Raw genomic sequence first — 19509 nt, forward strand, 5'->3', positions numbered from 1 at the left:
CATGGACCCGAACAGCCCCTACGCCCCGCGGCCCGAAGGCGTCCGCCCTGAGTACCGCCGCGCCGCAGCCCAACAGCATGAGACACCCGCGGACGGGACCGGCACCAAAGGCTGGACCCGGAATGAACTGGCCGCCCGGGTGGCGCAGGAGCTCAGCAACGGCCAGTACGTCAACCTGGGCATCGGCATGCCCACATTGATTCCCAACTACATCCCCGAAGGCGTGGAGGTGGTGCTGCACTCCGAAAACGGAATCCTCGGCGTCGGGCCTTATCCCGCGGAGGACGCCGTTGACCCGGACCTGATCAATGCCGGCAAGGAAACGGTCACGGTCAACAAGGGGGCAGCGTTTTTCGACTCCGCAGCATCCTTCGGCATGATCCGCGGCGGCCACGTGGACGTCGCCGTCCTGGGCGCCATGGAGGTGGCGGAGAACGGCGACCTCGCCAACTGGATGATCCCGGGCAAGATGGTCAAGGGCATGGGCGGCGCGATGGACCTCGTGTTCGGTGCCAAGAAGGTCATTGTGATGATGGAGCACGTTGACCGGAACGGTAACCCCAAGATCGTCAAGCAGTGCTCGCTGCCCCTCACCGGCAAGGGCTGCGTGGACCGGATCATCACGGACCTGGCAGTGATCGATGTTGTTGCCGACGACTCCGGGTCCCGGCTGGTGCTGCGGGAACTCGCGCCCAATGTTTCAGTGGAAGACGTCGCCGCCGCCACCGGCGCCGAGCTCTTCGAAGAAGACCGGGAACTGACCGTATGACCGGCGACGGGGTTTCGACGGGCTCAACCACCGGGCCGCGCGTGATCGAGCAGCGCGGCTTGTACTTTGATGAGCTGGAGGAGGGCGTGCTCTACGCCCACCGGCCCGGCCGCACCGTGACGGAGACGGACAATGTCCTGTTCACCACCCTCACCATGAACACCCAGGCCCTGCACCTCGATGCCGCCTGGAGCGCCGGGCAGCCGTTCCGCCAGCGGCTGGTCAATTCGATGTTCACGCTCGCCACAGTGGTGGGCCAGTCCGTGTCGCAGCTGACCCAGGGCACCATCATCGCCCAGCTGGGCCTGACCGACGTGTCCTTCCCGCATCCGCTGTACCACGGCGACACGCTTTACACCGAGACGGTCATCAGCGGCAAGCGGCTCTCGGCCTCCCGGCCCGGCCAGGGCATTGTCACCATGGAGCACACAGGCCGCAACCAGGACGGCACAGTGGTGGCACTGGCCACGCGCAGCTGCCTGATGTGGACCCGGGAAGCGCACCGCCAGCAGGCTGGCGGCGAAGGGGGCACAATACCGGTATGACCTTTGTGATGGGCCCCGCCCTGCTTTTTTGCCCTGCCGACCGGCCGGAGCGCTACCAGAAGGCCGCCGAGCGGGCGGACGCCGTCATCGTCGACCTTGAGGACGCCGTGGCCCCCGCGGACAAGCAACGCGCGCGCGGTGCCATCCTTGCCCAGCTCGGAGCCGCCGGCGACGTGCCCGAACTGGATCCCAGCCGGACCATCGTCCGGGTCAACCCGGCAGGCACTGAGGAGTTCGGGAAGGACCTGCACTGCCTGGCCCACACGCCGTACCGGACGGTGATGCTGGCCAAGGCCGAGAGTGCGGCACAGCTGGAGGCCCTGGCCGGGTACCAGGTGATCGCCTTGTGTGAAACGGCCAAGGGCGTCCTGAACGCGCCGGCCATCGCGGCCGCCCCGAACGTGGTGGCGCTGATGTGGGGAGCCGAGGACCTGCTGGCATCGCTGGGCGGGACGTCCAGCAGGACGGACGACGGCGGCTACCGGGCGGTGGCGCTGCACGCCCGCTCCACGGTCCTCCTGGCCGCCCGGGCCTTTGGCAAGGAGGCTGTGGACGCGGTGTACACGAATATCCCGGACCTTTCCGGGCTGGCGGCGGAAACGGCCGACGCCGTCGCGTCGGGATTCAGCTCCAAGGCCTGCATCCACCCCAGCCAGGCAGCCGTAGTGCGGGAAGCCTATGCGCCGTCCGAAGCCGAAGTCTCGGCTGCGACGGCCCTGCTGCAGGCTGCTGCGGCCGCCGGCAAGGGCGTCTTCCAGTACAACGGCCAGATGATCGACGGGCCCATCCTCAAGCATGCCGAGTCCGTCCTCCGGCGTGCGGGGGAGCGCGTCTAGCGCCTCCGCCCGCCGGACCGCCGCAGCGACACGGGCCGGATGGGTTCGTGCAGCAGTGTCCGGACCCACCGGTTCCCGGTCTCCCGGAATTCCTTCCGGGTGGAGAACCGGTAGCGGTAGCTGCGGACACGCACCCACTGGGGAGCCACGCCGTCGAACGGGTCATCCCGGAGCAGCCGCAACGTCCCGCGGTCCGCCTCCAGCAGCTTGCCCAGGAAGGCGTAGAACCACTCCTCGTGGACTGTCCGCAGCGGCAGGAACCACATCAGCCAATCCAGCCGCAGGTGGTACGGCGCCCACTGGCGGGGGAGCCGCCGGAGGTCGCCGGGCTTGCCCTTGAAGCCGTACTCTCGCCAGTCCGGTGAGTCATCCGGGCTGTCGTCGAGCGTCCCCTCCACTACGATCTCGATGCGCTGCTTGGTCACCGTCCCAAAGGCCCCGTAGGTGTTGACCAGCTGCCAGCGGTTGAAGCTGGCATTCATCAGCTGGTGCTTGGAGAACAGGTTGCGCAGCGGCCAGTAGCTGAGGACCACCAGCAGCAGGGTAACCGCCAGGGTGATGGCCTGCCACCACAGCGGGGTCTCCCGCGCCGCGCCTGTTTCGCCGTGCCAATCCAGCGGAATCACCGGGAACACGGCGTGCACCACCGGATCGCTCACCGCGGCGAAGGCCAGCACGATGGCGATCCAGTTCAGCCAGGCAAAGTTTCCACTGGCCACGAGCCACAGCTGGGTGAAGATGACCACCGCCGCTGCTGCGCTGGCCACCGGCTGCGGTGCGAAGAGGAAGAACGGCACCACCAGCTGGGCGAAGTGGTTGCCCAGCACTTCCACCTTGTGGAGGGGCTTGGGCAACAGGTGGGCCTGCCGGCTCAGCGGCCCGGGCATCGGCTGGGTTTCATGGTGGTAATACAGGGCGGTCAGGTCGCGCCATTCCCTGCCGCCGCGGATCTTGATCATGCCCGCGCCGAATTCCAGCCGGAACACCAGCCAGATGATCAGGATCAGGATGGTCCGCGGCGGGTCCGTCTGGTCTGAACCCAGGAAGGCCACGGTGAAGCCGGCCTCGAGCAGCAGCATCTCCCAGCCAAAGCCGTAGAACGTCTGCCCCACGTTCACGATGGACATGTAGAGCAGCCACAAGGCCAGGAACGCGATCATCGGAACCCACGGTGGTCCCAGCTGCGGAACACCAGCCACGAGCAGGGCCGCGACCAGAAGCCCTGCCGCGCAGATCCAGCGCACCAGCCGGTCAGAATACCGCCAGCGAAAAAGGGTGGGCCGGCGCAACCGGCTGAACCCGGCCAGGAACTCCGGCACCGGCAACAGCCCGCGCTCACCCAGCAAGGCCGGGAACTGGTTCAGCGAGGACAGGAACGCAACAAAATACAGTGCCGCCACTCCGCGCTGCAGCACCTGCCGGGCGAACTCGTATTCCGGCGCATCAAACCATGAGAGCCAGTCCACGCAGTACACGTTACGCCCGGCCGCCTCGTGGTCAAGGAACGGTTGGTCAGGGCGCGGTGGGCAGGGAGTGGTGGTCATGGAGCACTGGGTCAAGTCGCAGCGGGCCGGGGATGGTGCGCGATACTTAACCAATGCAGCCACGCAAGATCGCCCTCCTCGGATCCACCGGCTCCATCGGCACCCAGGCGATTGACGTCGTCGACGGCGCCCCGCACCTTTTCGAGGTGGTGGCACTCAGCGCCGGGGGAGGCAACCTCGACCTCCTCGCCCGCCAGGCAGTCCACACCGGTGCCAGCGCCATCGGCATCGCCGGCGGGGACGCCGGCCAACTGGCGGCGCTCGTGGCCGCCGAGGCCGCCGCGGCGGGCAAGCACGGGTACCGCCCGGAGATCATCGCCGGGCCTGACGCCTCCACCAGGATCGCCAAAGTGGAAGCCGACGTGGTGCTCAACGGCATCACCGGATCGATCGGACTGGCGCCAACGCTCGCGGCGCTGAAGTCCGGCGCCACCTTGGCCCTGGCGAACAAGGAATCCCTGATCGTGGGCGGGGAACTGGTCAAGGCGGCCGCCCGCGAAGGCCAGATCGTCCCGGTGGACTCGGAGCATTCCGCCATTGCCCAGTGCCTGCGTTCGGGGTCGGCAGACGAGGTGGACAAGCTGATCCTCACAGCATCCGGCGGCCCTTTCCGGGGCCGGAACCGGGAGGAGCTGCACGGCGTTACGCCCCTGGAGGCGCTGGCGCACCCCACCTGGGACATGGGCGTGATGGTCACCACCAACTCGGCAACCCTTGTCAACAAAGGCTTGGAAGTCATCGAGGCGCACCTGCTCTTCGACGTGCCGCTGGACCGGATCGACGTGGTGGTCCATCCCCAGTCCGTGGTGCATTCCATGGTCCAGTTCATCGATGGGTCCATCATCGCCCAGGCCTCGCCGCCGGACATGCGACTGCCCATAGCCCTGGGCCTCGGCTGGCCGGACAGGGTCCCCAAGGCAGCTGCCGCCTGCGACTGGACCCGGGCCGCCACCTGGACCTTCGAGCCGCTGGACGTGGCGGCCTTCCCCGCAGTGGATCTTGCCAAGGATGCCGCAAAGAAGGGAAGCACCTTTCCGGCCGTCTTCAACGCCGCCAACGAGGAAGCCGTCACGGCCTTCCACGCAGGCCGGATCCGGTTCACCGACATCGTGGACACCATCGCAGCAGTTCTCAGCGAACATTCAGGATCCTCCGGGCTGACGGTGGATTCCGTGCTGGATGCTGAGAGCTGGGCACGTGCGCGCGCCAACGAACGTTTAGCAGTCAGCAGTCTCTAGGAAGCAGCAAGCATTTCCATGACCCCCGTTCTCCTCTTTGTCCTCGGTGTCGTCTTTGTGGCCATCGGCATCGCGGCCTCGATCGCGCTCCATGAAGTGGGCCACCTCCTGCCCGCCAAGCTGTTCAAGGTGCGTGTCACCAAGTACATGATCGGCTTTGGCCCCACGCTCTGGTCGCGGCGGAAGGGCGAAACCGAGTTCGGCGTGAAGGCCATCCCGCTGGGCGGCTACGTGTCCATGATCGGCATGTACCCGCCCAACAAGGAGGACGGCACTGTGCGTCCCTCCAGCACGGGCATGTTCCAGACCCTGGCCACGGAAGCCCGCTCCCTGGCGCACGAGGAAGTGGGCCCGGGCGACGAAAACCGGGTCTTCTACCGGCTTCCGGTCTGGAAAAAGATCATCGTGATGCTCGGCGGACCGGCCATGAACATGCTCCTTGGCGTGCTCCTGACGGCCGTCCTGCTGATGGGATTCGGCGTGGCCGCGGCCACCACCACCATTTCCGACGTCTCCAAGTGCCAGGTGGCGGCCGGCGAGACTGTGGACCCGGACTCCGCCGACTGCCAGCTCACCCCGGCTGCCGCGGCCGGGCTGAAACCGAACGACACCGTCACCTCCTTCGACGGGAAGGCCGTCACCGGCTGGGACCAGCTGACCGAGTGGATCCGTGCCTCCGCCGGCCGCGAGGTAGCCATCACCGTGGAGCGCGACGGCGCTCCCGTGTCCACCACGGTGACCCCGGTGCTGTCTGCCCGGCCCATCATCGGGGCGGACGGCCGGCAGGCGACGGACGCCGGCGGCAACCTCCTGTACCAGGACGTGGGCTTCCTCGGCATTGGTGCGCAGACCGAACTGGTGCCCCAGCCGGCGTCGTCCGTCCTGCCCATGGCGGGGGAGAACATCAAGCAGGTGGCAGGCGTGATCTTCAACCTGCCGGCCCGGGTGGTGGGGGTGGCGAAAGCTGCCTTCAGCGAGGAACCGCGCGACCCCAACGGCCCCATCAGCGTGGTGGGCGTGGGCAGGGTGGCCGGCGAAGTTGCCGCGATGGAGGAGATCCCCGTGCAGTCACGTGTGGCCACCCTGATTGGGCTGCTGGCCGGGCTCAACTTTGCACTGGCGGTCTTCAACCTGGTCCCGCTGCTGCCGCTCGACGGAGGGCATGTGGCGGGTGCGCTGTACGAAGGTGCCCGGCGCCGGGTGGCCAACCTGTTCGGCAAGCCGGACCCGGGAGCCTTCGATATCGCCAAGCTCCTCCCGGTGACCTACGTAGTGGCAGCGTTGCTGATGGGCATGAGCGCACTCCTCATCTATGCCGACATCGTGAAGCCGGTGAACCTCTTCGGCTGACACGGGGGTGCCTCCAAAGGGCCGGCAAGCCCCGCAGTGAGAGAGGTGGACACAGTGAACACTCAGGGCGTCACCCGCTGGATCCTGGCAGGGTTGTGGGCACTGCCTGTCGCATGGCTTGTTACAGCATGGGGCGCGCTGGAGCCGCAGCCCGACCAGACGAAGGACACCGCCGCCTGGGCACGTTTTGTCAGCTCTGGTTCCTACCAGGCCAGCCATCTGCTGGGCGCCACCGCCGGTACCATCCTGGCACTCTTCGGCGTCTTCGCTTTGGGTTGTTTCCTGGCCAACAGCAGGTCGGGTCGCCTTGCATTGCCCGCGATGGCAACCGGCGCCCTGGGCACTGCCTTGCTCCTGGTGCCCGCTGTGATCTCCACGTTTGCCACGCCGGCTGTCGGGGAGGCGTACCTCAAGGGACACGAGGACGTGATGCAGCTGGACTTTCCGGCGTCCATGACCGGAGCATTCCTGCTGGGACTCCTGCTGGCATTCCTGGGTTCGGTCCTCCTGGGCGTCGCGGTATGGCGTTCCCGGGTGCTGCCGCGGTGGGCAGGGGCCCTTTGGGCGGTGGGGGCCGTCGTGTTCTACGTCCTGGGCGTTGTGCTGGGGTTGGCCACAACGGGAAGCAGCCTGCCAACGCAGTCAATCGGTGCCGTGCTCCTGGCGGCTGCCGGGGGATGGATTGCCGGGCACGCGTCCCGGCAGGCCCCCGAACCCTTCCAGCGGTGACTTCCTTTTATCAGCCCGATGCGGCTGATATCTGATAATCAGCTATTTATGATTGATTGTTGCGCATCAGCTGGGTACGGTTAGGGCATGTACGTCCTGACCATTGACCAGCGCGGCAGCACTTCCGACGTCGATCGGGTGCCGGAACTGATCGCCGGGCTCCGAAGCCTCACTTCCGCACGCTTTGAACGGTCCGTGGGCGACGAACTCCAGGGAGTGGTGGACCGGGCCGACGAGGTGGTGGATGTGGCCCTGCATGCCCTTCGGAGCGGGTACTGGTACGTGGGGATCGGTATCGGCGTGGTGCGGCTGGCCCCCGGAGGCAGTCCCCGTGAAGGCTCCGGAAGCGGGTTTGTGGCCGCCCGCAAAGCCGTGGAACTGGCCAAGGCCGCCGGGGGCCAGGTCCCGTTGTCGGTGGTCGCGGGCATGATGGGCCGTGGCAAGGGCCCCCCATCCCAAGCCAGGGAAGGAGCGGACGAAGGAGCCAATGAAGGAGCCGTGGCAGGTGCCAACGCCCAGGCGGTGCTTCGGCTGATCGGGCGCCTGGTCCAGGAACGTACCCAGGCACAGTGGCGGGTGGTGGACAGCCTCCGTGCCGTGCAGGCCGCCGACGGCAAACACGGCAGCCAGAAACATGTGGCCCGGGAGTTGGGAATCACGGAGCAGTCGGTGAGCCGTGCCGTACTCCGCTCCGGTTGGCAGGAAGAATGGGCAGCCAGGCCGGCAGCAGCCATGCTCCTGGAGTACGCGCGGAGTCGGGTTGCGGACGCCAACCCGGCCCCGCCCCGGAATGAAGGAGACATGTGAACGCCCTCTGGATTGCCGTCGCATTGATCGTGGCCGGCTTCGCCGGCTGGCCCGTGACGTCCCTGGTGTTCCGGCTGGCCCGGACCATCGACGACAAAGCGGATGCGGCCAAGGCTGCGGAGGAGGCCAGGAGGGCCGCGGAGGACCCTGCCGCGGACGTCACCGTTGATTCCCCGCACGCCGAAACCCAGGGCGTGGACGGTGAGCTGACAGCGGCGCCTGACGTCCCGCCGTCGGCCGGTTCTGCTGTGGAAGTTCCCGCGCCAACCCAACGGATCCTGCGCGGCGGGGCGATCATCGGAGTCCTGGAAAGGCTCGGAGTTTGCCTTGCGATCCTCACCGGGCAGCCGGTGGCCATCGCCTACATTGTGGCCATCAAGGGCCTGGGCAGGTTTGCGGAGTTGAAGGAGACGCCAGTCGCGGCTGAGCGATTCATCATCGGCACGCTGACGTCCATGCTCTGGGCGGCAGGAACAGCAGCGGCCGTCAAGGTCCTGTTCCTGTCCTAGGTGTACTGAGCCGGGCAGGGCGCAGGGCGCCGGGGCAGGGCGCAGCGCAGGGCAGGCATGGTTGCGGGTGTGGGAAGAATCCCGTTCGGCTGTCCGGATGCGTGCAACGGCGGGCAGGGCGATAGGGTAGCCGTATGACAGTTTTTGCCGTTGAGTACGTTTACGCCGCCGAATCCACCGAAGCCCGCAGTGAAGCCCGTCCGGCGCACCGCGAATGGACTGCCGGCCTTGCCCAGGATGGTGTCATCCTGGCCAGCGGGCCCTACGGTGACGGCGCGGGAGCGCTGCTGATCTTCAAGGCCGCAGACGAATCCGCCCTGAATTCGATCCTCAAGCAGGACCCCTTCGCAGCCGCCGGGGTTATCGCCGGAACCCGCATCACGGAGTGGTCGCCCATCACCGGTATGCTGGCCGGCCTCGCCGCCTAGCCGCCCTCTTTCAACTCTAGGAGTCCACGTGACCTCGGTCAGCCTGGGAATGCCTTCGGCACCGCCGCCCGTCCTTGCCCCCCGCCGCAAGACCCGCCAGATCAAAGTCGGTTCCGTGGGGGTGGGTTCTGATTTCCCCATCAGCGTGCAGTCGATGACCACCACGCCCACCACGGACATCAACGCCACCCTGCAGCAGATTGCGGAACTCACCGCATCCGGCTGTGACATCGTCCGGGTGGCCTGCCCCTCTGCTGACGATGCCGAAGCGCTGCCCATCATCGCCAAGAAGTCCCAGATCCCGGTCATCGCGGACATCCACTTCCAGCCGAAGTACGTTTTCGCGGCCATCGAGGCAGGCTGCGCTGCCGTACGCGTTAACCCGGGCAACATCCGCAAATTCGACGACCAGGTGAAGGAGATCGCTGCCGCTGCCCGCGATCACGGGACCTCCATCCGGATCGGCGTCAACGCAGGCTCGCTGGAGCCCGGCATCCTTAAGAAATACGGCAAAGCCACGCCTGAGGCGCTGGTGGAGTCAGCCGTCTGGGAAGCATCGCTGTTCGAAGAGCACGGTTTCCACGACTTCAAGATCTCCGTCAAGCACAACGATCCCGTGGTGATGGTTGCTGCCTACGAGATGCTGGCGGAGAAGGGCGACTGGCCGCTGCACCTTGGCGTCACCGAGGCCGGTCCGGCGTTCCAGGGGACCATCAAGTCTGCCACGGCCTTCGGCGCGCTGCTGTCCCGGGGCATCGGCGACACCATCCGCGTTTCCCTCTCCGCGCCGCCGGTGGAGGAGATCAAGGTGGGCAACCAGATCCTCCAGTCACTCAACCTGCGGCCCCGGAAGCTGGAGATTGTTTCCTGCCCCTCTTGCGGCCGTGCCCAGGTGGACGTCTACACGCTGGCCGAGCAGGTGACCGCCGGGTTGGAAGGGATGGAGATCCCGCTGCGCGTGGCCGTGATGGGCTGCGTGGTGAACGGCCCCGGTGAAGCCCGCGAGGCAGATCTTGGTGTTGCGTCCGGCAACGGCAAGGGCCAGATCTTTGTGAAGGGTGAAGTCATCAAGACTGTGCCCGAGAGCCAAATTGTTGAGACACTGATCGAAGAGGCCATGCGTATCGCGGAAGAGATGGGGGAGGCCGATGGCGAAGATGCTGTCAAGGGTAGCCCCGTGGTTAGCGTCTCGTAAGGACGTTCCCGACACCCCGGGACTCTCCGTACGCACCCTGGACGGTACGGATACTGCCGCGCTCAGGCTGCTGGCGCAGCAGGATCCGGTCACCAACGTCTTTATCCTTGCCCACTTGCGTGCCGCCGGCACTGCCGCACCCACCAGCGGCGGGGCCGGCGTCATTGGCGTTTTCGACGACGGCGTCCTGGTGGGTGCGTGCTGGGCAGGGGCCAACCTGGTCCCGGTCCAGCTGGACCCGGAGCTTGCCGGGGCGGTGGCCGAGGTGGCCAACAGGTCCGGACGCCGCTACGCCTCCGCGTTCGGTCCGGCGGAGTCCGTGCTTGCCCTGCACGCCGAACTCGTGGAACTGGGCCACCGTGCACACGAAGTCCGCGCCGAGCAGCCGCTGATGACCATCGAGGACCCGCCGTCGATCCCCGCCAATCCCGGCCTGGCGCTGGGCAACCTTGCAGACTTCGACCGCATCCTTCCGGCATGCGCTGCCATGTTCGAGGAAGAAGTGGGGTATTCTCCCTTCCTTGGCGGCAGGGAGTTCTACAGCCGCCGGGTGGAAGGCCTCATCCGCCAGGGCCATTCCCTGGTCCACCTGAACAGTGCCGGCGAGGTGGTGTTCAAGGCAGAGCTGGGCGCCGTCACCGCCGACGTCACCCAGATCCAGGGCGTATGGATGAACCCGCTCTACCGGGGCCAGGGCCTGAGCGCAGGATATATGGCTGCCGTGGTGGAGCAGGCCCGGAAAGTCGCGCCGGTCACCAGCCTTTACGTCAACGGCTTCAACCTGCGGGCCCGGGCCACGTACGAGCGGGTGGGCTTCCGCCAGGTGGGCACGTTCGCCACCATCCTTTTCTAGCGGGTTGTCAGTGTTAGCCGGCCGGCTGCCCGAAGCCGGCCAGGCCGCCCGTGAGGTACCGCTGCACGTTCGGCGCTACGAGCCGGACCACGTCCTCCGGCTCTGCCGACGCCAACGGCTCCAGCCGCACCACGTAGCGGACCATCATCAGTCCCACCATCTGCGTTGCCACCAGGTCTCCGCGCAGGGCAACGTCCCGCGGCGGCCCCTGCACTCCCGCCATGATCCGACTGATGACAGTGCGCGTGACCAGCTCGCGGAGGAGCGCTGTTTTAGCCTTTGAGCCGAGGGTGCCCCGGAGGAAGGCCACCAGGCTTGGCTGGGCCGGGCTCTCCCAGAGACGAAGGACGGCGCGGACGATCAGTTCCGCCCGGAGTTCCGGCCGGGCGGCGGAAACATCCGCGAGCACTTCATCCGGGTCCGCAGGAATTTCCACGCTCAGGGCGAAGAGCTCATCCTTGCCCCTGAAAAAGTGGTGGACCATTGCAGGATCCACCCCTGCCGTCCTGGCCACCTGCCGGAGGCTGGTGCCCTCAAAACCGTGCTCGGCGAACAACCGGCGGGCGGTATCGAGGATCCGGTCCCTGGACGCCGTTGATCCGCCGCGCCGCCCCCGCTTCGCCGTCATGGAGCCGCGAGCGGGCAGGGGGTCACCAGCCGGCAGGGAGTCACGCGCATGCGCGCCCTCCGGCAGGGTCACGCTGTCCGCCTCCGCAGGGTCAGGGAGGCCAGCACCAGGACACCCAGCACAATGGCTCCCATGATGCCTGCGTCCTGCCACATCTGTTCGGTGGCCTCCGCGTTTGCGGCAATTTCCTGCAGGGCGTCCACCGAGTACGTCAGGGGAAGGGCATTCGAGATGGCTTCCAGGACATCGTTCATGCGGTCGCGCGCGACGAACAGTCCACAGAGCAGGATTTGCGGCACCACCACCACCGGCATGAACTGGACCGCCTGGAACTCCGTCCGGGCAAACGCCGAGCACAGCAGCCCCAGGGCAACGCCGAGGACTGCGTTGATAACGGCGATCAGGACCACAAAGCCGGGAGGCCCCTTGATGTCGAGATTGAAGATCCAGTACGCCACGGCGGTCGCCACCAGGGACTGCAGGGCGGCCATGATGGAAAACGCCAGGCCGTAGCCAAAGAGCAGGTCTGCCTTATGGACGGGAGTGGTGAGCAGCCGTTCGAGGGTCCCTGAGGTCCTTTCACGCAGCATGGTGATGGAGGTGACCAGGAACATCACCACAAACGGAAAGATGGCCAGCATCATCAGCCCCACGCGGTCGAACGTGCGCGGCGCCCCAGGCGGCAGGGTCTCGTTCTCGTAGAGGAAGTACACCGCGGTCAGCAGCAGCGCAGGGACCACCAGGATCATGGCGATGCTGCGGTGGTCGTGGCGCAGCTGCTCCAGCACCCGGCGGGTGGTGGCCAGCATCATCACGGCATCCATCACCGCACGCTCCTGTCCCGGGATTCCGTGTCCCGGGATTCCGCCTCCGGGGGTTTCCCGTTCAGGGTCTTCCTGTCGCCGGCAGCGGGTCCCGGTTGTTCCGCCGCCTCCTGGATGATGTGCAGGAAGGCCTTTTCAAGGTCGGTGCTGTGCCCGCGCCGGCTCAGCTCTGCCGGGGTCAGCTGCGCAAGCAGCCTGCCTTCCCGCAGGAGCAGCAGCGATTCGCAATGGCCCGCCTCCTCCATGACATGGCTTGAAACGAACAATGTGGTGCCGTGCGCGGCCATGTCACGGAAACGGCCCCAGAGGTCCGCCCGCAGCACCGGATCCAGTCCCACGGTGGGCTCATCGAGCACCAGCAGCCTGGGGCGGGCCACCAGGGCGCAGGCGAGGGACACGCGGCTGAGCTGGCCCCCGGACAGGTCCGCCGTCTTCTGCCGGGCCTGTTCCTGGAGGCCGACGGCGGCAATCGCCTCCGCTGCCTCAACGGCGCCTTTCCGGTGCATCGCCCCGAAGTAGCGGACGTTCCCTTCCACCGTGAGGTCCGGGTAAACACTCGGCGACTGCGTCACATATCCCACCTGGTGGCGCAGCTGGGTGCTGCCTGCGGGCAGCCCCAGGACCTGCACCGAGCCGGAGGTGATGCGCTGCACCCCGACGACGGCCCGCATCAGGGTGGTTTTCCCGCTTCCGGACGGCCCCAGAAGCCCAGTGATTTGTCCGGCGGGGATGCTGAAGGACAGATCCCGGAGGACCGGGACCCGGCCCCGCACCACTGTGAGGCCGCCGGCGGCGACCGCGCGGCCGTCGTCGTCCGTTCCCGGAAAGTTTCCAACTGCCGGACCTGACATGGCGGCCTCCGCCCAAATGCAGGCGTTTCCGGGCCGGAAGGCCCGTAATTCATCACCTGATGAATTAAAAGTAGGCCCGTAAACTACCGCAATCAACGGCCCTGAACAAGAAAGTACTTGATAAGTGTGGCCGCTATCACTTAGGTTCGATCTAGCTGCGCTGGAGTGGCGGGGCGGTCTCACCGGTCTCACCAGTACTTAGCGATCACGGCGTCGAGCCACGCCCGGATGCGATGACCAGCCTCGAGGGGGGCCAGGGGCTTTGCAATTCCGGGCGTGGCTCTACTGCGTTCCGAGGGCCACGTGTTCCCCGGGAGTCATGGCCAGGCCTCCGCTGCCGGTAGATTAGTACCCAGACAAATTTGTCCGGCCCTGCTGAACCAGCACCTCCCCAGAAACGGATATCCACCCGTGGTTACAAGACTGTCCCAGCTTTTCCTGCGCACCCTGCGTGAAGATCCCGTCGACGCCGAGGTGGCCAGCCACCGGCTTCTGGTCCGTGCCGGCTACATCCGCCGCGCCGCCCCGGGGATCTACACCTGGCTGCCGCTGGGGCTCAGCGTCCTGCGCAAAGTGGAGGCCATCATCCGTGAAGAGATGGCCAACATCGGGGCGCAGGAGGTCCACTTCCCGGCACTGCTGCCGCGTGAACCCTACGAGGCCACCAACCGCTGGACCGAGTACGGCGAAGGCCTGTTTCGGCTCCAGGACCGCAAGGGCGCGGACTACCTGCTGGCCCCCACGCACGAGGAAATGTTCACGCTGCTGGTCAAGGACCTCTACTCCTCCTACAAGGACCTGCCGCTCAGCCTGTACCAGATCCAGAACAAGTACCGGGATGAGGCCCGCCCCCGGGCAGGCCTGCTGCGCGGCCGTGAATTCATCATGAAGGACTCCTACTCGTTCGACGTGGACGACGCCGGCCTGGACGCCAGCTACGAGGCCCACCGCGGCGCCTACCTCCGGATCTTCGAGCGCCTCGGCCTGGAAGTCATCCCCGTAACGGCCACGGCGGGCGCCATGGGCGGATCCAAGAGCGAAGAATTCCTGCACCCCACCGAGATCGGCGAGGACACCTTCGTCCGCTCCGCCGGCGGTTACGCAGCCAACGTCGAGGCCGTGACCACCGTTGTCCCGGCGGACATCGACTTCACCGGCGCCCCCGCCGCCGAGGTGCTCGACACCCCTGACACCCCCACCATCGAAACCCTGGTGGCAGCCTCCAACCAACTGGCCCCGCGTTCAGAGGCCGACGGCGGCGCCTGGACCGGGGCGGACACGCTCAAGAACGTTGTGCTTGCCGTTACCCTGCCCACCGGGGAGCGCCAGCTGGTGGTCATCGGCCTGCCCGGCGACCGCGGGGTTGACCTGAAGCGCGTCGAGGCGAACATCGGATCCTTCCTGCCCATCGGCGGCGAGATCGGACTCGAGGCCGCGAATGATGACGACCTCAAGAAGCAGCCGCTCATCGTCAAGGGCTACCTTGGACCCGGGCTGACGCTGGATGAACCGCTGTTGGGCACCGAAAGCGCCACCAAGCTGCTGTACCTGGTGGACCCGCGCGTTGTCAGCGGCACCGCCTGGATCACCGGCGCCAATGAAGCCGGCAAGCACGTGTTCGGCCTTGTCGCCGGCCGGGACTTCACCTGGGACGGCGTCATCGAGTGCACCGATGTCCGCGCAGGCGATCCCGCCCCGGACGGCTCCGGACCCCTGGAAATCGCCCGCGGCATTGAAATGGGCCACATCTTCCAGCTGGGCCGCAAGTACGCGGAAGCCCTGGAGCTGAAGGTCCTGGACCAGAACGGCAAGCAGGTCACGGTGACCATGGGTTCCTACGGCGTGGGCGTCACCCGCGCCGTAGCGGCGCTGGCAGAGTCCAACCATGACGCCAGGGGCCTGGTCTGGCCCCGCGCCGTGGCACCCGCGGACGTCCACGTGGTGGCCGTGGGCAAGGGTGAAGAGATCTTCGCCACCGCCGGGCAGCTGGCAGCGGACCTGGAAGCCGCAGGCCTCGACGTCCTGCTTGACGACCGTCCCAAGGTCTCTCCGGGCGTCAAGTTCGGGGACGCCGAACTCCTGGGCGTCCCCACCATCCTGGCCGTCGGCCGCGGGCTGGCGGACAGCGTGGTGGAGATCAAGGACCGCCGCAGCGGCGACGCCGAAAACGTTGCCGTGGACAAGGCCGTTGACTACGTGGTCAACGCCGTCCGCGCCTCCTGATCCCCGGACGTGCTCCCCGGGCTTGAGTCCATCCAGCTGACAACGCTGGTCCTGATCGTGGTGGCCGGTTTCGCTGCCGGCTGGGTGGACGCCGTAGTGGGCGGGGGCGGACTGATCCAGCTCCCTGCCCTGCTCCTGGTGCCAGGCATCACTCCTGTCCAGGCACTGGCAACGAACAAGCTTGGTTCGATTTTTGGGACCGCCACCAGCGCCGTAACGTACTACCGGCGGGTGGGGCCGGACCTCCGGACCGCCCTGCCGATGGCCGTCATTGCCCTGGCCGGCAGCTTTGGCGGCGCGATCCTGGCCGCCAGCCTGCCGTCCAGCGTGTTCAAACCCATCATTGTCGCCGCCCTCGTTGCCGTGGCACTCTTCACGGCCCTGAAGCCGGATGCAGGCCACGTCACCGCGCTGCGTCATAACGGCCACAAACACTACGTGGTGGCCTGCCTGATCGGCGCAGTGATCGGCTTTTACGACGGCCTCATCGGTCCGGGTACCGGTTCCTTCCTGGTCATCGCCCTGGTCTCGGCGATGGGGTACGCGTTCCTGGAGGCCAGTGCCAAGGCCAAGATCGTGAACATGGCAACCAACGCGGGGGCGCTGCTGTTCTTCCTGCCGCACGGTTCCATCCTGTGGGCGCTGGGCTTGCTGCTGGGTGCTGCCAACATGGCGGGCGGATACCTCGGAGCGCGGACGGCCGTGGCGCAGGGGAGCAAGTTTGTCCGTGTGGTCTTCCTCGCGGTGGTGGCGGCGCTGATCATCAAACTCGGCTACGACGTCTGGCAGGAAAACTTCGCCCATCAGGGGTAGTTCGAGGCCTTCGTGGCCGCCGGGAGCCGGGCGTAGCATGCAGATATGCCACACGGTGACGATGAGTACGCCAGCGCCTTGACCGCGGCTGCCGGCCATGCAACAGCCTGGCTTCAGAGCCTGAAGGACCGCGACGTCGGCCCCCGGCTCCCCGCCCACGACCTCACCGGGCCGTTCGGCGGCCCTTTGCCGGCATCGGGCATGCCCGCGGCAGACGTCGTCGACCTCCTGGCACACACAGCCGAGCCGGGGCTTATGGCCATGCCTTCAGGCCGCTTCTTCGGCTGGGTCATTGGCGGAACCCTGCCCGCGGCGCTTGCCGCCGACTGGCTGGTCAGCGCCTGGGACCAGAACGCCGGCCTGCGCTATGCCACTCCGGCCATGGCCGCCATCGAAGAAAGCGCCGGTGCGTGGCTGCTTGAACTGCTGGGGCTTCCGGAAGCGGCCGACGTCGGCTTCGTCACCGGAGCCACCATGGCCAACTTCACGGGGATGGCGGCGGGCCGGTGGCGGCTCCTCACCGATGCCGGCTGGGACCTGGACCGGGACGGGCTCAGCGGCGCACCCCGGATCCGGTGCTTCGTGGGCAGGGAACGGCACGACACCGTGGACCTGGGCTTGCGGTACCTCGGGCTCGGCAGGCCGGTGGTAGTGGACGCGGATGACCAGGGGCGGTTGATTCCGGAAGCGCTGGAGGCCGCGCTGGCTGAAGGCACAGGGCCTGCCTTGGTGTGCCTGCAGGCCGGGAACCTCCATTCCGGCGCTTTTGATCCTTTCCCCGAAGCCATCCGCGTTGCGCGGAAGCACGGAGCCTGGGTGCACATCGACGGCGCCTTCGGCCTGTGGGCAGCGGCAGCACCGGAACTGAGCCACCTGACCCGCGGCTACGAGGACGCCGATTCGTGGGGGACTGACGCGCACAAGACCCTGAACGTGCCGTACGACTGTGGCATCGCGATCGTGCGGGACGCCTCCGCGCTGCGGTCCGCGATGGGCCTGCACGCCAGCTATTTGGTCCACGATGCCGAGGGGCCGGGTGACCCGTTCGAGAAAGTCCCCGAGCTGTCCCGCCGTGCCCGGGGCGTGCCTGTGTGGGCGGCCCTGAAGAGCCTGGGCCGCGACGGCTTGGCGGGCCAGGTGCGGGGGCTGGCGGCTGCCGCCGCGCAGATTGCGGCAGGGCTGGCGGACCTGGACGGCGTGGAGGTGCTGAACGACGTCGGGTACACCCAGGTGAGCGTGGCCTTCGGTGACGACGCCACCACCCGGGCAGTGACCGCCCGGATCATCGAGGACGGCAAGGTATGGATGTCCGGCTCCCGCTGGCGTGACCGGGACATCCTGCGGGTGTCCGTCAGCAACTGGCGGACGTCCCGGCAGGAGGTGGAGACCGCAGTGGCTGCCGTGGGCACTGCCCTGGCTGCTGTCCGCGGTGGCTGACCGGCCGGATGGCACCGTTTTTCAGGGGCGGACGCCTCAATGTGCGCCGATTGCCTCGCCGGGCTCCGGCAGGCGGTGCGGTGAAGGCAGCCCGTCCAGGGTTCTGCCCGCGAGGGTGCTGGCCACCCAGAGGGACCGGGCAAGGTCGCCCCGATGGTCCGGCTTCCCCGCGTAGCCCAGGGCGTTCGCGATTTCCCTGGCGATACCCCACTGCCGGGCGACGTCCGGATCCAGGCCGGCCGCGGAGCTGAAGTCTGCACAGCGGCGGCGCAGGCCGGCAGCAGGCTGGTCCAACGGCAGGTCGGACATGCGGTTCCACAGCAGCGGCGCCACCGCGAACTCCGCCTCGCCGATCATGGGCTGCGGATCGATCGCTGCGTAACCGGCCGCCGTCGGAAACCCATCGAAGGCGGCAAGGGCCGGGCGCGCCAGGATGTTGAGGAAATGCAGGTCCGTATGGACCAGGACGTCCCTGGCAGAACGCCTGCCCACCGCGCCCCGGGTCTGGCACACCTCCAGGGCGGCCTCGAGGAGCCAGCGGGGGAAGGGGCGTCCCAGCTGTTCCCATTCCGCCGGCAGGTCATCACTCCACTGCTCCGCCCGTGCGGCGATGTGCTCAAACTCGAACCACTGCGGCCGGTCGTCAGGCGGAAGGCTCAGCTGGCGCACCAGGCCGCCCCAGACCATCGCGGCCTCCTCCATGGGCACGCCGCTGAGCGAGCGTTCGCCGTCGAGCCTTTCCAGGAGCATGGCGCACGTGCCCGCATCGGAGGCCAGCAGGGCAGCGGCGCCCCGGCCCTGCCACAGCGCCAGGGCGTGCCGCTCAAGTTTGGCCTCGTCGTGGGGAAAGGCGATTTTGAGGGCCGCCGGGGCGCCGTCCTGCTGCCGGACCGGGACGACGATGCCGCCGTGGCCGTTCCAGGGCAGTGCGCCGGGGATCAGGTCCGGGGTGAGCTGCCAGTCCACGAGGCGGCCCTGGACCAGGTCGGGCAACGACGCGAGCCATGCGCGCCCGGCACTGCTGCGCGTATGGCGCGCAGTGAGGTCCGGAGGGATGGGTACTGCCGCTGGCTGGTTCATCAGTTCCAGCCTAAGTCCAATGGTACGGCGCAGGCGGCAGGCCCGCTCAGACCACGCCCGTGGCCCCGAGCAGGTTGCCGATGCTGAAGGTGGCGGCGAGGGCAAGTGCTCCACCTATCACCACGCGGACGGCGGCACGCAACCTGGAGCCGCCGCCGATCCATGCGCCCAGTGCCCCTGTCAGTGCCAGCGCCAGGAGCACGGCGGCGAACGTGACGGGAACCCGGACCTCAGGGGGCGGGAGCAGGATGGCCAGCATGGGGAGCGCTGCCCCGATCACGAACGATACTGCCGAGGCAAAAGCGGCATGCCAGGGGCTGACGATGTCGTCCTGGTCAATGTTGAGCTCGGCCGAGAGGTGGGCGGCCAGGGCATCGTGTTCGGTCAGTTCGGCCGCCACCCTTCCGGCCGTCTCCGCGCTCAGGCCCTTGGCCTGGTAGATCGCGCTGAGTTCGGCCAGTTCCACCTCAGGATCTTCGGCCAGCTCACGGCGTTCCTTGTCGATCAGGGCTTTCTGGCTGTCGCTTTGGCTGCTGACCGAGACGTATTCGCCGAGTGCCATGGACACGGCACCACCCACGAGGCCGGCTGCCCCTGCCGCCAGGATCGGACCGGAGGCGGCAGTTGCGCCGGCGACGCCCACCACAATGGCGGCCACGGACACGATGCCGTCATTGGCACCCAGGACGCCCGCGCGCAGCCAATTGAGGCGTTGGGCCAGGTCATTGCTGTGCGGTTCATTGTCATGGAAGGAAGCGCCTGCTGTGTCCATCCCTCCAGCAAACCACCCGGCGCCCGGGCCTGCCAGCACTGCAGCGGCCCGGGGGGAGGGCGGCCGGGAAATGCCGTT

Annotated in this window: 20 protein-coding genes; 14 read left to right on the plus strand and 6 right to left on the minus strand. The window is 67.4% G+C overall.

Annotation, left to right across the window (positions count from 1 at the left end):
• Position 1: 1 nt before the first annotated feature.
• The 3 genes from BACI348_RS07865 to BACI348_RS07875 are packed head-to-tail and all read left to right on the plus strand — an operon-like array spanning position 2 to position 2150.
• Positions 2–769 (plus strand): CoA transferase subunit B, encoded by a 768-nt coding sequence (locus BACI348_RS07865; protein WP_159824710.1) that lies wholly within the window; start codon positions 2–4, stop codon positions 767–769.
• The gene (locus BACI348_RS07870) at positions 766–1314 is read left to right on the plus strand and encodes a MaoC family dehydratase (RefSeq protein WP_159824711.1); all 549 of its coding nucleotides are present in this window, start codon (positions 766–768) and stop codon (positions 1312–1314) included. Before BACI348_RS07865 ends, BACI348_RS07870 begins: the two co-directional genes overlap by 4 nt.
• Complete coding sequence (locus BACI348_RS07875; protein ID WP_159824712.1) at positions 1311–2150, plus strand: HpcH/HpaI aldolase/citrate lyase family protein; 840 nt, start codon at positions 1311–1313, stop codon at positions 2148–2150. Before BACI348_RS07870 ends, BACI348_RS07875 begins: the two co-directional genes overlap by 4 nt.
• Here the strand turns inward: BACI348_RS07875 and BACI348_RS07880 are convergent.
• Positions 2147–3616, minus strand: a complete 1470-nt coding sequence (locus BACI348_RS07880; RefSeq protein WP_159824713.1) for a lipase maturation factor family protein — start codon at positions 3614–3616, stop codon at positions 2147–2149. The genes BACI348_RS07875 and BACI348_RS07880 overlap by 4 nt on opposite strands.
• A 131-nt stretch (positions 3617–3747) precedes the next feature.
• Between BACI348_RS07880 and dxr the strand changes: the two genes are divergently transcribed.
• From dxr to BACI348_RS07920, 8 genes are all read left to right on the plus strand, one after another.
• Complete coding sequence (dxr, locus tag BACI348_RS07885) at positions 3748–4932, plus strand: 1-deoxy-D-xylulose-5-phosphate reductoisomerase (RefSeq protein WP_159824714.1); 1185 nt, start codon at positions 3748–3750, stop codon at positions 4930–4932.
• Between the two features lie 18 nt (positions 4933–4950).
• Positions 4951–6282, plus strand: a complete 1332-nt coding sequence (locus BACI348_RS07890; protein ID WP_159824715.1) for a M50 family metallopeptidase — start codon at positions 4951–4953, stop codon at positions 6280–6282.
• 54 nt (positions 6283–6336) lie between these two features.
• Positions 6337–7011, plus strand: coding sequence for a DUF4386 family protein (locus tag BACI348_RS07895; protein WP_159824716.1), 675 nt, complete (start codon positions 6337–6339; stop codon positions 7009–7011).
• 87 nt (positions 7012–7098) lie between these two features.
• Positions 7099–7818 (plus strand): MarR family transcriptional regulator, encoded by a 720-nt coding sequence (locus BACI348_RS07900; RefSeq protein ID WP_159824717.1) that lies wholly within the window; start codon positions 7099–7101, stop codon positions 7816–7818.
• Positions 7815–8327, plus strand: coding sequence for a hypothetical protein (locus tag BACI348_RS07905; RefSeq protein ID WP_159824718.1), 513 nt, complete (start codon positions 7815–7817; stop codon positions 8325–8327). Before BACI348_RS07900 ends, BACI348_RS07905 begins: the two co-directional genes overlap by 4 nt.
• Before the next feature lie 134 nt (positions 8328–8461).
• A complete protein-coding gene (locus BACI348_RS07910) occupies positions 8462–8755 on the plus strand; it encodes a YciI family protein (RefSeq protein ID WP_159824719.1) in 294 nt (97 codons plus the stop codon).
• Between the two features lie 28 nt (positions 8756–8783).
• A complete protein-coding gene (gene ispG / locus BACI348_RS07915; RefSeq protein WP_159824720.1) occupies positions 8784–9950 on the plus strand; it encodes a flavodoxin-dependent (E)-4-hydroxy-3-methylbut-2-enyl-diphosphate synthase in 1167 nt (388 codons plus the stop codon).
• On the plus strand, positions 9913–10803 hold the full coding sequence (locus BACI348_RS07920) for a GNAT family N-acetyltransferase (protein WP_159829913.1): 891 nt from the start codon (positions 9913–9915) through the stop codon (positions 10801–10803). Before ispG ends, BACI348_RS07920 begins: the two co-directional genes overlap by 38 nt.
• A 13-nt stretch (positions 10804–10816) precedes the next feature.
• Here BACI348_RS07920 and BACI348_RS07925 read toward each other — a convergent pair whose 3' ends face one another.
• The 3 genes from BACI348_RS07925 to BACI348_RS07935 form a co-directional block, all read right to left on the minus strand.
• Positions 10817–11431, minus strand: a complete 615-nt coding sequence (locus BACI348_RS07925) for a TetR/AcrR family transcriptional regulator (RefSeq protein ID WP_159829915.1) — start codon at positions 11429–11431, stop codon at positions 10817–10819.
• Positions 11432–11499: 68 nt separating this feature from the next.
• Complete coding sequence (locus tag BACI348_RS07930) at positions 11500–12243, minus strand: ABC transporter permease (RefSeq protein WP_159829917.1); 744 nt, start codon at positions 12241–12243, stop codon at positions 11500–11502.
• 11 nt (positions 12244–12254) lie between these two features.
• The gene (locus tag BACI348_RS07935; protein ID WP_159824721.1) at positions 12255–13106 is read right to left on the minus strand and encodes an ABC transporter ATP-binding protein; all 852 of its coding nucleotides are present in this window, start codon (positions 13104–13106) and stop codon (positions 12255–12257) included.
• A 411-nt stretch (positions 13107–13517) separates the two neighbouring features.
• Here BACI348_RS07935 and BACI348_RS07940 point away from each other — a divergent pair, with 411 nt between their 5' ends.
• From BACI348_RS07940 to BACI348_RS07950, 3 genes are read left to right on the plus strand one after another with little or no spacing between them, the layout of a single operon-like run.
• Complete coding sequence (locus tag BACI348_RS07940; protein ID WP_159824722.1) at positions 13518–15329, plus strand: proline--tRNA ligase; 1812 nt, start codon at positions 13518–13520, stop codon at positions 15327–15329.
• Positions 15330–15338: 9 nt separating this feature from the next.
• On the plus strand, positions 15339–16142 hold the full coding sequence (locus BACI348_RS07945) for a sulfite exporter TauE/SafE family protein (RefSeq protein ID WP_159824723.1): 804 nt from the start codon (positions 15339–15341) through the stop codon (positions 16140–16142).
• A 45-nt stretch (positions 16143–16187) separates the two neighbouring features.
• Complete coding sequence (locus tag BACI348_RS07950; RefSeq protein WP_159824724.1) at positions 16188–17579, plus strand: pyridoxal phosphate-dependent decarboxylase family protein; 1392 nt, start codon at positions 16188–16190, stop codon at positions 17577–17579.
• A 36-nt stretch (positions 17580–17615) separates the two neighbouring features.
• On the opposite strand, the gene BACI348_RS07955 is transcribed toward BACI348_RS07950, so the two are convergent.
• Complete coding sequence (locus BACI348_RS07955) at positions 17616–18659, minus strand: aminoglycoside phosphotransferase family protein (RefSeq protein ID WP_159824725.1); 1044 nt, start codon at positions 18657–18659, stop codon at positions 17616–17618.
• A gap of 46 nt (positions 18660–18705) precedes the next feature.
• Positions 18706–19431, minus strand: coding sequence for a VIT1/CCC1 transporter family protein (locus tag BACI348_RS07960; RefSeq protein ID WP_159824726.1), 726 nt, complete (start codon positions 19429–19431; stop codon positions 18706–18708).
• Positions 19432–19509: the final 78 nt, after the last annotated feature.

Origin of the sequence: Arthrobacter sp. 9AX (assembly GCF_902506095.1) — a bacterium.
In the GTDB taxonomy this organism is placed as follows: Bacteria; Actinomycetota; Actinomycetes; order Actinomycetales; family Micrococcaceae; genus Arthrobacter.